The sequence below is a fragment of the Burkholderia sp. CCA53 genome (genome assembly GCF_001685525.1).
GTDB classification, from domain to species: domain Bacteria; phylum Pseudomonadota; class Gammaproteobacteria; order Burkholderiales; family Burkholderiaceae; genus Burkholderia; species Burkholderia multivorans.
Window position 1 is genome coordinate 2,086,816 of the sequence record NZ_BDDJ01000001.1, and the last position, 14,167, is coordinate 2,100,982.

A 14,167-nucleotide genomic window follows, 5' to 3' on the forward strand; every position below is an offset into this window, starting at 1 on the left:
GCGTCTGATCAATACAGAACAACAGGCGCGCATTCCGGCGCGCACGTCGCCCGATCATCGGGCGGCGGCGTGCCGAGGCGGCGGGCGGCGGCGTGTGCCACGTCGCGGTCCCGCCTCATCGATTACTTTTTTTGTTGGTGAATAATAGGATGACTAAGCGAATTGCAGTTGTGACAGGTGGGATGGGCGGTCTCGGCGAGGCGATCAGCATCAGGTTGCACGAAGCGGGCCACCGGGTTGTCGTCACGTATTCGCCGAACAACACGGGCGCGGATCGCTGGCTGACCGAAATGCAGGCGGCCGGCCGCGAGTTCGACGCTTATCCCGTCGACGTGGCCGATCACGACTCGTGCCAGCAGTGCGTCGAGAAGATCGTGCGCGACGTCGGCCCGATCGACATCCTGGTGAACAACGCGGGCATCACGCGCGACATGACGCTGCGCAAGCTCGACAAGGTCAACTGGGACGCAGTGATCCGCACGAACCTCGACTCGGTGTTCAACATGACGAAGCCGATCTGCGAAGGGATGATCGAGCGCGGCTGGGGACGCATCGTCAACATCTCGTCGGTCAACGGTTCGAAGGGATCGGTCGGCCAGACCAACTATGCGGCCGCGAAGGCCGGCATGCACGGCTTCACGAAGTCGCTCGCGCTCGAAGTCGCGCGCAAGGGCGTGACCGTCAACACGGTCTCGCCCGGCTATCTCGCGACGAAGATGGTGATGGCGATTCCGCAGGACATCCTCGACACGAAGGTCCTCCCGCAGATTCCGGCCGGGCGCCTCGGCAAGCCCGAGGAAGTCGCGGCGCTGGTCGCGTATCTGTGCTCGGAGGAAGCGGGCTTCGTGACGGGGTCGAACATCGCCATCAACGGCGGCCAGCACATGCACTGACGCGTGACGGCCCGCCGCGCGGGCCGTGTTCGTGCTGTATCCCGTGCCGGCGCCGTTCGTCGGCGCCGGCGTCGTGTTCCGGAGGACGCATGGGTGAAACCTGGATGGGACTCGCGATCGGCGGATCGGCGCTGACCGTCGCGCTGACGGTCGCGATCGCACTTCACTGGCTCGAGCGGCGCCGTGCGCGGCGGCTGCGGGATTTCGATCATCACGACTGCTGGCTCGTCGCGTACGGCAAATGCATCGTGCGCCGGCCGGCCACGCGCGCGCGGCGCGGGCGCGCACCGGCCGCGATCGCGCGATTGACGACGCGCTCGTCACCAATCGCCCCGTTCGTTTCGCGCGATCGGTAAGGAAAACGTCATTCGACGTAAACGTCTGGTAATTTTTGCCCGGATTCTGCACAATCGCCGGTCCCAACTACAACGAACGAGGGATCCGGGATGCAATTGAACAAAGCGGTGGCGGCGTGCGGCGTCGCGTTTTTGCTGAGCGCGTGCGGCGGGGTGCAGAATCTCGACGCGAACGGTCTGACGTCGGCCGGCACGAACCTGTTCAAGGCGGCCACGCTGTCGGACGCGGACATCGCCGCGCTGTCGAACGATGCGTGCAAGGCGAGCGACGCCGAGTCGAAGATCGCCGCGCCGAACAGCGCATACGCGAAGCGCCTGACGAAGGTGATGAAGGGCTTCGGCGACATGACGCTGAACGGCCGCAAGGTCGACTACAAGGTCTATCTGACGAAGGACGTCAACGCGTGGGCGATGGGCAACGGCTGCGTGCGCGTGTACAGCGGCCTGATGGACATGATGAACGACGACGAGCTGCGCGGCGTGATCGGCCATGAAATGGGCCACGTCGCCCTCGGTCATTCGAAGAAGGCGATGCAGACGGCCTATGCGGTCAGCGCGGCGCGCAGCGCGGCCGGCGCGGCATCGCCGGGCGTTGCGGCACTGACGAGCTCGCAGCTCGGCGACATCACCGAGAAGTTCATCAACGCGCAGTTCTCGCAATCTCAGGAAAGTGCGGCAGACGACTATTCGTTCGATCTGCTGAAGCAGAAGGGGATGAGCCAGAAGGGCCTCGTCACCGCGTTCCAGAAGCTCGCGCAGCTCGACGGCGGCAAGAGCTCGATGCTGAGCTCGCATCCGTCGTCGGCGAGCCGTGCGCAGCATATCGAGCAGCGCATCGCGAAGGGCAACTGATCGATCGCAGTCGCGCGCCGGCCGCGTGCATGCCGGCGTAGCGATCATGCACGCACCCCGCGTTCTCCGGAACGCGGGGTTTTCTTTTTGGCCGCAGGCCACCGCCAGCACGCCGCGGCCGGTGCGCCCGCGCGCCGTCGCCTCGCGGCACCGGGCGTGCGACATTGACCGCTTCGCCGGGCGCCAACTAGAATCGGCCGAAACCGCCCGTCAGCCGCGCGCCGCGGCGAGTGCGACCCATTGATCAGCCCGTCGAGGAAGCTCGTGCTCATCTCCCTTATCCGGCGCGCACCGGCCGCCGGTTCACCCGTCGGTGCATCGCCGGCCGTCCGTTGCGTGCGCACGCGCATCGCGCGCCTGCTGACCGTGTTCGCGCTGCTGCCGCTCGTCGCCGCATGCGCGACGCATCCGCCTGCGACCGCACTCGAACGTTCGGTGTCGCACGCGCTGCCGCAGAGCACCGCGACGCCGCTGCGCGACGCGCTCGCCGCGCCGGAGGCCGCGCATCCGGGCCAGTCGGGCTTCCGGCTCCTTGCCGACGGCGCCGAGGCGCTGCAGATGCGCATCGCGCTTGCGCGTGCGGCGACGAAGACGCTCGACATGCAGTACTACATCGCGACCGAGGACACGACCGGCAAGCTGCTGCTCGGCGCGGCGCTGTACGCGGCCGACCGCGGCGTGCGCGTGCGGATGCTCGTCGACGATCTGAACTTCCACGATATCGACCGCGTGATGGCCGCGCTGAACACGCACGAGAACATCGAGATCCGCGTGTTCAATCCGTTCGGCGCGTCGCGGCAGGGCGTCATGCAGCGCACGACCGACTTCCTCACGCGCATCGACAGCTTCACGCGCCGCATGCACAACAAGGCGATGATCGCCGACAACCAGATCGCGATCGTCGGCGGCCGCAACCTTGGCGACGAGTATTTCAGCGCGAGCGCGACGCTGCAGTTCCGCGATCTCGACGTGCTCGCGGCCGGGCCCGTGACCGACGACATCTCGCACAGCTTCGACACGTACTGGGCGAGCGCGAGCAGCTATCCGCTGCGCGCGCTGAATCACCAGACGTTCAAGCCGAAGGAGCTCGACGCGGTGCGCGACGAGCTGCGCGAGCACTGGCGCAAGAACGCCGATCCGTACAACGCGAAGCCGCTGAACGCGACGCCGCTGTCGCAGCAGATCGCGCGCGACGAGCTCGGGCTCGTATGGGCGCCGGCCGAGTTCAAGGTCGACGCGCCGGACAAGATCGCGCGGCCGAACGATCAGTATGTGAGCCCGCCGATGCAGCGTCTCGTCGAACTCACGCGCGCCGCGCAGCACGAATTCCTCGCGTTCTCGCCGTACTTCGTGCCGCACGATGCGGGCGTGAAGATTCTCGGCGATACGGCCACGCGCGGCGTACGCGTCGCGATCCTGACGAATTCGCTCGCCGCGACCGACGCGGTGGCCGTGCAGGCAGGCTACGCGCCGTATCGCGTGCCGCTGCTGCAGCGCGGCATCGAGCTGTACGAGTTCAAGGCGCAGCCGGATCAGCCGCGTGCGCGTCTGTTCGGCTCGCGTTCGCGCGCGAGCCTGCATGCGAAGGCTTACGTGATCGACCGCAAGATCCTCGTGATCGGCTCGCTGAACCTCGATCCGCGCTCCGCGCATCTGAACACCGAACTGGCGCTCGTGATCCACAGCCCGGCGCTCGCGCAGCAGACCGCCGCACTGTTCACGCGCGCGACGCAGCCGGACGAAAGCTACCGCGTGACGCTCGTGAAATCGGCCGGCGGCGGGCCGCCGTCGCTCGAATGGACGGGCGTCGACAACGGGCAGCCGAGCACCTATCACATCGATCCGCATGCAGGGCTGCTGCGCAACATCATGACGGGCATCTTCACGCTGCTGCCGGTCGACGACCAGCTTTAAAGGGGCGCGAGCGCGTCGGCACAAACCCGCGATACCGGCGCGCGAGAAACGGTGCTATGGTTGTGCGCGCAACGATGCGGGCGCCGCTGCGGCGGCCTCGTTCAGCCGCCGCGAAGCCGAACGCGCGGCGCTCGCGCACGCAACCGGAGCTCCCCATGCAACGTGTACCGAACCAGCCGTTTACGCGTCCCGCCCGTTTCTCCGAAGCCGAATGGCAAGCGCGCGTGCAGCTCGCGGCCGCTTACCGGATCTTCGATCATCTCGGCTGGACCGAGCTGATCTACAACCATATCTCGCTGCGCGTGCCGGGCGAGGACGGCCACTTCCTGATCAATCCGTTCGGACTCCATTACCGTGAGGTCTGCGCGTCGAATCTCGTGAAGGTCGACATCGACGGCAACGTGATCGGGCATTCCGACTGGCCGATCAATCCGGCCGGCTTCACATTCCACGCGGCGATCCATGCGGCGCTGCCCGACGCGCATTGCGTGATGCACGTGCATACGACGCCGACGATGGCCGTGTGCTGCTCGCGCGACGGCCTGTCGTTCTCCAATTTCTATTCGGCGCAGCTGTACGGAAAGATCGCGTATCACGACTTCGAAGGGATCACCGTGCGTCTCGACGAGGGGCGCCGGATCGTCGAGAGCGCGGGCGGGCGGCCGGTGCTGCTGCTGCGCAATCATGGCCCCGTGACGATCGGCGCGACGCTCGCGCAGACGTTCTCGCTGATGTGGCTGCTCAACCGCGCGTGCGAGGTGCAGATCGCGACGCATGCAATCGGCGACGCGCTGCCGATCGCGCCGCCGGTGCTCGAAGCCTGCGTGCGCGACTCGCTGAACTTCGATCCCAGGCACGGTGCGGGGCAGGATGCGTTCGACGCGCTGCAGCGCATCGTCGACCGGATCGATCCCGGCTACCGCGCGTAGGCGCGTGCTGCGCCGCGGCGCTTAGAACCGGTAGCCGAGACCGGCCTGAATCACGTCGGTGTCGCGGTTGTAGCGCGTGACCACGCGGTTCCAGGTCAGGCGCGTGAGCCAGCGGTCCGACAGGCGGTAGCTCGCGGAGATCGACACGATTCCGGACAGCCGGCCGTCGCCGGGCCCCGGCTGGCCGTCGCGATTGCGCTGGTTGACGGTGAAGTACGCGCCCGCGCCGGCCGCCAGCGTGACCTTGTCGTTCAGAAACGCGCGCGTGAGCCACAGTTGCGATGCGATCCCGTTGCGGCGGACCGCCTGCTTCGCGCCTTCGTACATCCACGTCGCGGTCCAGTCGACCGTGCGCGTGAGGCCGCGCCGGTATTCGAGACTGCCGCCGAGCGACGACGGCGAAGACCGGCTGTTCAGGATCGTTTCGCCGAGCATTGCGGTGATCTCGTTGTTCGTAACCTTGCGCGTGCGCGGTAGCGCGGTGTCGCGCGGACCCGGGGTGTCGGGCGCATCGAGCTGATAGCCGACGCCGAACATCACCGACGTCGTGTCGGGGCCGCTGAACACCTGCGCACGATTGAGCTGAAGCTGCGCAATCCAGCGATGCGACGTGTAGTACGCGGCGCGCACGCTCATCAGCACGCCCCAGCCGTGCGAGTTCGAGTAGCCGCGTCCGGCGGCGGCCGGCACGGTATCGAAGTAGCGATAGGGACCGACGCCGGCGGACACCACGAAGCGCCGCTCATCGAGCGGCACGCGGCCCCAGAACTGGATCGCCTGGCCGTCGCGGTGATGGTCCGGAATGTGGCCTTCGTTGTACCACGTGAAGCCGAGCGCTGTATGCGGGCTCAGTCCTTCCTGATAATCGAACGCCCACGCGTACGAGCGGTTGCCGGCACCCCATAGCGAGCCGGCGAACAGCGAGAATTCCTGCGCATCGGCAGGCGCGCCGTAGAGCGCGGCGACGGAACAGAGGCCTGCCAGCATCGGGCGGACACGGACAGATCGGTGCGGGAGGGACATCGGGAGGCGGGCCGGCACGGTTCTTTCAGGTCACGACGACAACGCGACATTGTCCCGCGCGACGCGCCGCATGTCGACGCGGCTTTGCACAACAGCCTATTACCGATCGTGACAACGATCGTCTGCGAGCGCGCGCACAGTATCGTTCCGGTCTTTGGTACGGCGGCCGTGCACGCGGCGTGCGCCGTGCGATTCGGCATACGTTTCAGGTCGCATGAAGCGGCTCGCTTCGCAGACGTCCGCGCGGCGACGCGACGACGAAAAAAAAAACGCGGCCGGGCGGCCGCGTGAATACTCGCAGACTCCTTCGGACGAAGGAAACAAGCAACTGTGGAACGAAGTGTAGCGAAAGGCCGCATGCGGATTCAGGTGCGGCGCTGCAAAGGTCTGTTCCTCGTTGCGGCAGGCTCGCGCCGCGTCGCGTAGAGGCGGCTGCCGAATCGTCGGCAATCGACTACCATCACGAAGCGCCGCGGCCGCGCGGTGCGCAACGTCGTTCGAGGAGGTTCCATGCCGAAGCTGCGTTTGCTCCAGGTCGCGTTACTCGCGGGCGCGTTCGTCGCCGGCGGCGCGGCTGCCGAAACGGTGCGTCTGTCCGCCAATCTCCAGCCGTCGAGCGAGGTGCCGCCGACGACGAGCCACGGCTCGGGCACGGTCGACGCGCGCTACGACACGGTGTCCCATACGCTGCGCTGGACGGTCACCTACGCGAACCTCACGGGCCCCGCGACGGCCGCCCACTTTCATGGGCCGGCGCCGGTCGGGCAGAACGCGGGCGTGCAAGTGCCGATTCCGAAGGACGCGCTTGCGAGCCCGATCAAGGGTTCGGCCGAGCTCACCGACGCGCAGGTCACCGACCTGATGGGCGGCAAATGGTATTTCAACGTTCATACGAGCGCGCATCCGTCGGGCGAGATCCGCGGGCAGATGCTGCCGGCGAACTGAACGCCGCCGTTTGATATAGAGCCTCCTGTCCAGCGACGCGCGAACGATCGCACGTACCATCGTCACACTACGATTGCGGAGTGTGTCTGATGAGTTGGCAAAGCAGAGTGGCGTGCTGGCTGTTGCGCTGGCAGTTCCGTCCCGAGACGCTGCGGCCGGTGCTCGACCCGGCCCGCGCGCGGCGCTTCACCGATCTGCGGATGCGGACGATCGTGCCGCGCCGTGCGCCGTCCGGCTATCGGCTGCGCGAATGCTACGGCGCCGGCGATGCGCCGCTGCGCGGCGAATGGCTCGAGCGCACCGACGTGCCGGCCGGTCGCGCGACGGGGCCGACGCTGCTGTACTTCCATGGCGGCGGTTATTACTTCTGTTCGACGAAGACGCATCGCGCGCTCGTGTTCGGGCTGACGAAGCGGGCGCGCGTGCGTTCGTTCTCGCTCGACTATCGGCTCGCGCCCGAGAATCGCTTTCCGGCCGCGCTCGACGATGCGCTCGCCGCATACCGTCGGCTGGTTGCGCTCGGCACGCGGCCCGAGTCGATCGTGCTCGGCGGCGATTCGGCCGGCGGCGGCCTCGCGCTCGCGACGCTCGTCGCGCTGCGCGACGCAGGTGAACCGCTGCCGGCCGGCGCGATCCTGTTTTCGCCGTGGACCGATCTCGCGGGCAGCGGCGACACGCTGCGCACGCACGACGGCATCGACCCGATGTTCGCCGGTGCGGCGCTGCCGAAGGCCGCGAAGCTCTATCTCGGCGACACGCCCGCGACGCACCCGTACGCATCGCCGCTCTACGCGGATTTCTCGGGCTTGCCGCCGCTCTACATCCAGGTCGGCAGTACCGAGGTGCTGCTCGACGACTCGCGTCGCGTCGCCGACAAGGCGAGGGCCGCCGGCGTGCCGGTCGAGATCGAGATCTGGCCCGGCATGCCGCACGTGTGGCAGCTGTACACGCCGATGTTGCCGGAGTCGCGCGACGCGCTCGATCGCGCGGCCGCGTTCCTGCGCCGCGTGGCGGTCGAGCGCGCGGTTCAGCGCGTCGGCGAGCCGTCGATCGCCTGATAGGCGGCCTGCACGGCCTCGGTCCCGTACTTGCGTTCGAGCCGGCGCACGGTGAAGTGGCCGTGCGCCATCTGCTGGAAGTGATCGATGAACAGCGTGTTGACGGTCGCGCCGAGCACCGCGCCGATCGCCGGCACCGATTTCGCCGCCATCTGCTCGGTCACCTGGACCGAGAAGCGCGACGCGACGGCCTGCACGAGCTTGAACACCGCCGCCGAGCTATGCGCGGCGAGCCCCTTCGTCGCGATGTCCTGCGACGCCTTCGAGATCGCCTGTGCGAGCGCGCCGCGCAGCACGAAGTAGCCGAGATCGGCGTCTTCGGCATCCTTGTCCGGATTGCCGCCCATCCCGAGCACCGCGAGGCACTGCAGCTGCGTATCGACGGACGTCAGATCCTCGCCCTCGCTGCGCGCAATGTCGCACACCGAGCGGAAGATCAGCGTGGTCGTCACCGGCAGTTCGACCGGCAGCGCGAGGAAGCCGAACGCGCCGCCCGCCGCGCCCGTCGTCGCGACCGCGAGCTTGTGCAGCAGGTTGCTCGGCTTGTCGGGCTCGGCGTCCGGCGCCGGCGGCTTGCCGAGCGTGCGCAGCGCGATGTTCAGACATTTGCGCAGCGCGAGCTGCGTCGCGTCGTTGATCTTGCCGGTCGCGAAATCCGGCAATTTGGCGATCATCTTCTCGACCGGCGCGCCGAGCACGCCGGTCAGCTTCATCGTCAGCGACGGGCTTTCCAGCACCTGTTTCGCGCGCCGCAGCGCGTCGCGATCCTGCGGTGAGAGCGGCGCCGCGTCGGGCGTGATTGAAATCGGTTCCATCATTCTCCTTGGCGGCCGGCGGAAAGGCGACCGTCGTCGGCCTAGGGTACTCCTGCGTGCTACAATTTCGAGATTGTTTGACCCGTCAAACGTTGCGCCAACAAAAAATGGCCGTCCATACTGCCGCCCACCATTCGAGCGGGCAAGTCCTGCCGTTTCGCGAGTCGCTGCTGGCGATGATCGGAATCTCGTTCGTCACGATGCTGGTCGCACTCGACCAGACGGTCGTCGGTACCGCGCTGCCGACCATCGTCGCCGAACTCAGAGGGTTCGACCTCTATGCGTGGGTCGCCACCTCGTATCTGCTCAGTTCCGTGATCACCGTGCCGATCTTCGGCCGCCTCGGCGACTACTACGGCCGCAAGCCGTTCGTCATCGCGTCGATCGTCGTGTTCACCGGCGCCTCCGTGCTGTGCGGCATGGCCAACGACATGCTCTACCTCGTGCTCGCGCGCGGGCTGCAGGGCATCGGCGGCGGGATGCTGGTCGGCACCGCGTTCGCGTGCATTCCGGACTTGTTTCCCGATTCCGTCGTGCGGCTGCGCTGGCAGGTGCTGATGAGCTCCGCATTCGGGATCGCGAACGCGGTCGGGCCGTCGCTCGGCGGCGTGCTGACGCAGACCTTCGGCTGGCGCTCGGTCTTCTACGTGAATCTGCCGGTCGGTCTGCTGTCGCTGGTCTTCGTGTGGCGCTACCTGCCGCATCTGCGCCAGGTCGAGCACGAGAGCAAGATGCGGCTCGACTGGCCCGGCGCACTGCTGATCGCGGCGTCGCTCGGCGCGCTGCAGCTGTTCGTCGAATGGCTGCCGAAATACGGAATCGCGAGCTGGGCGACGCTGCTGCTCGTCGTCGCGGTCGCGGCCGGTGTAGGCCTGTGGCATTGGGAAAAGCGCTGCGCGCAGCCGATTTTGCCGTTCGACATGTTCGCGAACCGTGCGTTGTCGGCGCTGTTCGTGCTCGCCATCCTCGCGGGTTTCGCGATGTTCTCGCTGCTGTTCTACGCGCCGCTGCTGTTCCAGGGCGGCTTCGGGATGTCGCCGAAGGAGGCGGGGCTCGTGATCACGCCCCTCGTCGTGTTCATCACGATCGGCAGCATCATGAACGGGCGCGTCGTCACGCGCATCCGCCAGCCGAACGCGATGCTGCACGTCGGCTTCGTGCTGTTCGCGATCGCGTGCGCGGGCATCGTCGTCTCGACGCACACCACGCCGACGTGGGTGCTGATGGCGCTGATGGTGGCCGGCGGCATCGGCCTCGGTTTCGTGCTGCCGAACCTCACTGTATTCGCGCAGCAGACGGCCGGCCGCCAGCATCTCGGGATCGCGACCGCGCTGCTGCAGTCGCTGCGCATGGTCGGCGGGATGATCGGTACGGCGCTGACAGGCACGCTCGTCAACCAGATGTATTCGAGCGGCGTGCACGATGCGCTCGCCGCCGATCACGCGCTGCAGTGGCATGCGCGGCTCGCCGATCCGCAGATCCTGATCGATCGCGCCGCGCAGGGCGGGCTGGTCGCGGAACTGACGCGCGCCGGGCATAATGGCGCGCTGCTGCTGGAAGCGGCCCGCGAATCGCTCGTCGGTGCGATTCATCTGGGCGTCGCGATGGCGGCCGTCGTCGCCGTGTATTCGGTGTGGCAGTGCCGCCGCGTGCCGCCCATCGCGTTGCGGCGCAAGATCGAGCCGCATGTCGCGGCCGATTGACCGATTGACCGGAAACGAATTCAGCGCATGGAAGAACAGGACCGCGTCGCGATCTTGCAGCAATTCGGACGCACGTATCGCGCGTTCATGACCGCATTCGAAACGCACGTCGGGCAGCCGATGCCGCGCTGGCGGATCATGGTCGCGCTGCACACGATGGGCGGCCATTCGTCGCAGAAGCGGCTCGTCGAAGTGCTGCGCATCGATCCGGGCGCGCTGACGCGTCAGCTGAAGTCGCTCGATGCGCTCGGCTGGATCGAGCGCGAAGCCGACGCGCGCGACAACCGCGTGACGAACGTGACGCTGACCGAGGCCGGCCGCGCGGCATTCGACGCGTGCCTGCCGCGCCGCAAGGCGTTTCTCGAGCGGACGATGGCGCAGGTGCCGGACGACGTGCTCAATGCGCTGTCGGGTGCGCTGGCCATGCTCGAGTCGAAGATCGCGGACGTCGGCTCGACGGTCGTGGAGCGCTGAACGCGCGCGTGCGGCGGCGACGTTGCCGCTACGGTCGACGGGCCGGCACGCCACGCCGGCAACTCGTCGCGCGCCGCCGCCGGCGGCGCTTTATTTCCTCGGATCTATCGGTTTGCGCGACCGCTTACAGCTCGATGCGCGTGCCCAGCAGCGCGAGGAACTGCGACAGCCAGGCCGGATGCGCGGGCCATGCGGGTGCGGTGACGAACGGCGCGTCGGTGACCGCCGCATCGACCGGAATGTCCGCATATTCGCCGCCGGCGAGCTTGACCTCGGGCGCGCAGGCCGGATAGGCCGAGATGCGCTTGCCGCGAATCACGTCGGCGGCCGCCAGCAGCTGCGCGGCGTGACAGATCGCGGCGATCGGCTTGCCGGCTTCGGCGAAGGCGCGCACGAGCGCAATCACGTTCGGATCGAGGCGCAGGTATTCCGGCGCGCGGCCGCCCGCGATCGCGAGCGCGTCGTAGCGCGACGCGTCGACGTCGTCGAACGTCGCATTCAGCGTGAACTGATGGCCGGGCTTCTCGGTGTAGGTCTGGTCGCCCTCGAAATCGTGGATCGCGGTCTTGACCTTGTCGCCGGCGCGCTTGCCCGGGCATACGGCGTCGACGTGATGGCCGACCGCCTGCAGCGCCTGGAACGGCACCATCGTTTCGTAGTCTTCGGCGAAATCGCCGGTCAGGAACAGGATCTTCTTCGCTGCCATGGCTTTCTCCATTGAAGAAACGTCGAGGCGCGCTCAAGCGGCCGCAAGCGGCCGCGAGGGCGAAAGCGCAGTGTACTCCGGCAGCTCGACGCGCGCGTGACAAGGGGGCGCGCGTCGGTACGCCCCGCATCGCGGCGGGGCGCATCGCGCGGTACGTCAGAAGAACGTTTCGATCACGCCCGTCACGCGGAATTGCGGATCGAGGACGAGCAGCTGACGCCACTTGTCGAAGGTCAGACACGGGTGCGAGATGTCGAACGCGACCATGTCGCCGACCTTCACGTCCGCGCCGGGCGGAATCTGCAGGTAGGCGTGCTGATCCATCATGCCCGTGACGGCCCAGCCTTCGCTCGCGGCGACGTCGCGCGGTGCGCTGTCGCGGCCAGGGCGGAAGTGGCGCGCCGGCTCGGGCAGCCCCGCGTCGAACGCGGCGTCGCGCTTGCCGAGCGCGACGATCGCGCGGTCGGGCTCCGGCACCGACTGCACGTATGCCCACAGCTGCAGCGCGGGAAGCAGCCCTTCGCCCATCTTGCGCGCGATCGGGTTGCGCGCGAACACGTCCGTCTGCGCCTTCTTGTAGATGCCGACGTCGTGCGTGAGGTAGCAGCCGGGCCGCAGCACGACTTCCGCGAAGCCTGCGTCGGAGGCCTTCGCGAATTCCTCGGCGACCACGTCGTACCACGCCGAGCCCGCGCCGGACAGGATCGCCGGCGTGCGCGCGAAGCGGCCGGCGGCCGCGAGCTCGCGCGTCAGCGCGACCGCGCCCTGCAGGAACGCGCGGATCTCGCCTTCCTCCTTCAGCACGCCTTCGTACAGTTCGATGCCGGCGAGCTTCAACGTATCGGGATAGCGCGCGAGCGCGTCGAGCACGGCCTTGCGCTGCGCGGCATCGCGTACGCCGGTGCGGCCGCCCGGCACGCCGAGCTCGAGCAGCACGTTCAGCGACTTGTTCGCGGCGCCGAAGAAGCGGCCGAGCTGATCGACGTTGTCGGCCGAATCGACGCAGCAGAAGAATTCGAAGTCGGGGTCGGACAACAGCGCCGCGATGATCGTCATGTTCTGGCGGCCGACCAGCTGGTTGGCGAGCAGCACGCGGCGCACGCCGCCGTGATAGGCGGCCTGCGTCTGGTGCGCGGTCGCGAGCGTGATGCCCCATGCGCCGGCGGCGAGCTGGCGACGGAACAGTTGCGGCGCCATCGTCGTCTTGCCGTGCGGCGCGAACTGCACGCCATACTGCTGGACAAACGCCTGCATCCAGTTCAGGTTGTGCTCGATGCGCTCCTCGTACAGCACCGCGGCCGGCAGGCTGATGTCTTCCGCAAGCAGATTCCATTCGAGGCGGCCGGCCTCGTCGAGCGGCACGCTCGCGCCCGGCAGGTTGCCGAGGCCCTTGCCGAAAGGATCGATCGTCGGTTCCTGATAGTTTGTAACTTTCATGTCATCCGGCTCCATCATCACTATGCATTGCACTGAAGTTGACAGTCAGATGGTACAGAAAGTAGCATCGGCGCGGTGATGTTATTTAGTAACATGAACCCTTATCCCCGTTTCCGCAGATGAATACGCGCGCTGTCCGTTCCGCGTCGCGCGCGGCCACGCCGGAATCGGCGTCGGTCGCGCAGCCCGTCCTCGACATCGTCGCGCGCATTGCCGAATGCGCGCCCGAGCTGCGCGATGCCGAGCGCAAGGTCGCCGAATTCATCCTCGCCGATCTCGCGCGCGCCGCGCATGCGAGCATCGGCGCGCTTGCGCGCGACACCGGCGTGAGCGTCGCGACGGTCACGCGCTTCGCGAAGGCGGTCGGCTGTCGCGACGTGCGCGAACTGAAGCTGCTCGTCGCGCAGGCGGCAGCCGTCGGCCGGCGCTTTCTCGTACCTGCCGAGCAGGTGCCAGCCGAAGAAGACGCGAACCCGGCGACGGTCGTCTACGACGAGATCCGCGTCGCGCTCGCGCACAACCACCAGTTGCTGCGCAACGCGTCGTTCGACGCCGCGGCCGACCGGCTCGTCGGCGCGAAGATGATCTACGTCTACGGGCAGGGCGGCGGCTCGACCGCGCTGGCCGACGAGCTGCGCTTTCGGCTCGTGCGTTTCGGGCGGCCGGTCGCGACGTATCAGGACAGCCTGCTGCAGCGGATGGTGTCGGCCACGTTGTCGCGCGACGCGGTCGTCGTCGCGCTGTCGGTGAGCGGCCGCGTGCCCGAGCTGCTCGAGAACTGCCGGCTCGCGAAACGCTACGGCGCGACACTGATTGCGATCACCGCGCCCGCGTCGCCGCTCGCGAAGCTGGCCGACCACCTGATTCCGGTCGTCGCCTTCGAGACCGATTTCATTTACAAGCCGTCGACGTCGCGCTACGCGATGATGATGGCGATCGACGTGCTCGTGACGGGGGTCGCGCTGCGGCTCGGCGATGCGGGCCGGGAATCGCTGCGCCGTATCAAGCATGCGCTCGACGCGCATCGCGGCGGCGGCGACCGTCAACCGGTAGGAGACTGAC

At 67.6% G+C, this 14,167-nt stretch carries 13 protein-coding genes and 1 pseudogene; 10 read left to right on the forward strand and 4 right to left on the reverse strand.

Annotated elements, in window-relative coordinates; genetic code table 11:
- Nucleotides 1-149 precede the first annotated feature (149 nt).
- From phbB to BCR55_RS09745, 5 genes and pseudogenes are all read left to right on the forward strand, one after another.
- Nucleotides 150-893 (forward strand): acetoacetyl-CoA reductase, encoded by a 744-nt coding sequence (gene phbB / locus BCR55_RS09725; protein WP_045594263.1) that lies wholly within the window; start codon nucleotides 150-152, stop codon nucleotides 891-893.
- An 89-nt stretch (nucleotides 894-982) separates the two neighbouring features.
- A pseudogene (locus BCR55_RS09730) lies at nucleotides 983-1,177 on the forward strand (hypothetical protein); the annotation flags it as partial.
- 162 nt (nucleotides 1,178-1,339) lie between these two features.
- Nucleotides 1,340-2,101, forward strand: a complete 762-nt coding sequence (locus BCR55_RS09735) for a M48 family metalloprotease (RefSeq protein WP_006406591.1) — start codon at nucleotides 1,340-1,342, stop codon at nucleotides 2,099-2,101.
- Between the two features lie 264 nt (nucleotides 2,102-2,365).
- Complete coding sequence (locus BCR55_RS09740; RefSeq protein WP_065494937.1) at nucleotides 2,366-4,015, forward strand: phospholipase D family protein; 1,650 nt, start codon at nucleotides 2,366-2,368, stop codon at nucleotides 4,013-4,015.
- 155 nt (nucleotides 4,016-4,170) lie between these two features.
- The gene (locus BCR55_RS09745) at nucleotides 4,171-4,944 is read left to right on the forward strand and encodes a class II aldolase/adducin family protein (RefSeq protein WP_006406588.1); all 774 of its coding nucleotides are present in this window, start codon (nucleotides 4,171-4,173) and stop codon (nucleotides 4,942-4,944) included.
- 21 nt (nucleotides 4,945-4,965) lie between these two features.
- Here BCR55_RS09745 and BCR55_RS09750 read toward each other — a convergent pair whose 3' ends face one another.
- Nucleotides 4,966-5,967, reverse strand: a complete 1,002-nt coding sequence (locus tag BCR55_RS09750; protein ID WP_065494498.1) for a hypothetical protein — start codon at nucleotides 5,965-5,967, stop codon at nucleotides 4,966-4,968.
- Nucleotides 5,968-6,477: 510 nt separating this feature from the next.
- Here BCR55_RS09750 and BCR55_RS09755 point away from each other — a divergent pair.
- Both BCR55_RS09755 and BCR55_RS09760 read left to right on the forward strand, forming a co-directional pair.
- A complete protein-coding gene (locus BCR55_RS09755) occupies nucleotides 6,478-6,912 on the forward strand; it encodes a CHRD domain-containing protein (protein WP_006406584.1) in 435 nt (144 codons plus the stop codon).
- A gap of 89 nt (nucleotides 6,913-7,001) precedes the next feature.
- Entirely contained in the window at nucleotides 7,002-7,970 is a 969-nt protein-coding gene (locus tag BCR55_RS09760) for an alpha/beta hydrolase (protein WP_006398285.1), read from the forward strand.
- Here the strand turns inward: BCR55_RS09760 and BCR55_RS09765 are convergent.
- A complete protein-coding gene (locus tag BCR55_RS09765) occupies nucleotides 7,940-8,785 on the reverse strand; it encodes an EcsC family protein (protein ID WP_006398286.1) in 846 nt (281 codons plus the stop codon). The two genes, BCR55_RS09760 and BCR55_RS09765, sit on opposite strands and share 31 nt — an antisense overlap.
- A gap of 107 nt (nucleotides 8,786-8,892) precedes the next feature.
- On the opposite strand from BCR55_RS09765, the gene BCR55_RS09770 reads away from it, so the two are divergent.
- A complete protein-coding gene (locus BCR55_RS09770) occupies nucleotides 8,893-10,488 on the forward strand; it encodes an MDR family MFS transporter (protein ID WP_006406581.1) in 1,596 nt (531 codons plus the stop codon).
- Between the two features lie 27 nt (nucleotides 10,489-10,515).
- A complete protein-coding gene (locus BCR55_RS09775; RefSeq protein ID WP_006406580.1) occupies nucleotides 10,516-10,962 on the forward strand; it encodes a MarR family winged helix-turn-helix transcriptional regulator in 447 nt (148 codons plus the stop codon).
- A gap of 124 nt (nucleotides 10,963-11,086) precedes the next feature.
- On the opposite strand, the gene BCR55_RS09780 is transcribed toward BCR55_RS09775, so the two are convergent.
- Nucleotides 11,087-11,668 carry a DJ-1/PfpI family protein gene (locus BCR55_RS09780; RefSeq protein WP_006398289.1) on the reverse strand — a complete coding sequence of 194 codons (582 nt, stop codon included), beginning with the start codon at nucleotides 11,666-11,668 and terminating at the stop codon, nucleotides 11,087-11,089.
- A gap of 156 nt (nucleotides 11,669-11,824) precedes the next feature.
- Nucleotides 11,825-13,105 (reverse strand): amino acid deaminase, encoded by a 1,281-nt coding sequence (locus tag BCR55_RS09785; protein ID WP_035948015.1) that lies wholly within the window; start codon nucleotides 13,103-13,105, stop codon nucleotides 11,825-11,827.
- Between the two features lie 119 nt (nucleotides 13,106-13,224).
- Here BCR55_RS09785 and BCR55_RS09790 point away from each other — a divergent pair, with 119 nt between their 5' ends.
- Nucleotides 13,225-14,166 carry a MurR/RpiR family transcriptional regulator gene (locus tag BCR55_RS09790; RefSeq protein ID WP_006398291.1) on the forward strand — a complete coding sequence of 314 codons (942 nt, stop codon included), beginning with the start codon at nucleotides 13,225-13,227 and terminating at the stop codon, nucleotides 14,164-14,166.
- Nucleotide 14,167: the final 1 nt, after the last annotated feature.

Excerpts from the sequence above, each read along its gene's own strand:
- phbB (WP_045594263.1), top strand. The coding sequence starts at position 150 with ATGACTAAGCGAATTGCAGTTGTGACAGGTGGGATGGGCGGTCTCGGC.
- BCR55_RS09735 (WP_006406591.1), top strand. The coding sequence starts at position 1,340 with ATGCAATTGAACAAAGCGGTGGCGGCGTGCGGCGTCGCGTTTTTGCTG.
- BCR55_RS09745 (WP_006406588.1), top strand. The coding sequence starts at position 4,171 with ATGCAACGTGTACCGAACCAGCCGTTTACGCGTCCCGCCCGTTTCTCC.
- BCR55_RS09750 (WP_065494498.1), bottom strand. The coding sequence starts at position 5,967 with ATGTCCCTCCCGCACCGATCTGTCCGTGTCCGCCCGATGCTGGCAGGC.
- BCR55_RS09755 (WP_006406584.1), top strand. The coding sequence starts at position 6,478 with ATGCCGAAGCTGCGTTTGCTCCAGGTCGCGTTACTCGCGGGCGCGTTC.
- BCR55_RS09760 (WP_006398285.1), top strand. The coding sequence starts at position 7,002 with ATGAGTTGGCAAAGCAGAGTGGCGTGCTGGCTGTTGCGCTGGCAGTTC.
- BCR55_RS09765 (WP_006398286.1), bottom strand. The coding sequence starts at position 8,785 with ATGGAACCGATTTCAATCACGCCCGACGCGGCGCCGCTCTCACCGCAG.
- BCR55_RS09770 (WP_006406581.1), top strand. The coding sequence starts at position 8,893 with ATGGCCGTCCATACTGCCGCCCACCATTCGAGCGGGCAAGTCCTGCCG.
- BCR55_RS09775 (WP_006406580.1), top strand. The coding sequence starts at position 10,516 with ATGGAAGAACAGGACCGCGTCGCGATCTTGCAGCAATTCGGACGCACG.
- BCR55_RS09780 (WP_006398289.1), bottom strand. The coding sequence starts at position 11,668 with ATGGCAGCGAAGAAGATCCTGTTCCTGACCGGCGATTTCGCCGAAGAC.
- BCR55_RS09785 (WP_035948015.1), bottom strand. The coding sequence starts at position 13,105 with ATGAAAGTTACAAACTATCAGGAACCGACGATCGATCCTTTCGGCAAG.
- BCR55_RS09790 (WP_006398291.1), top strand. The coding sequence starts at position 13,225 with ATGAATACGCGCGCTGTCCGTTCCGCGTCGCGCGCGGCCACGCCGGAA.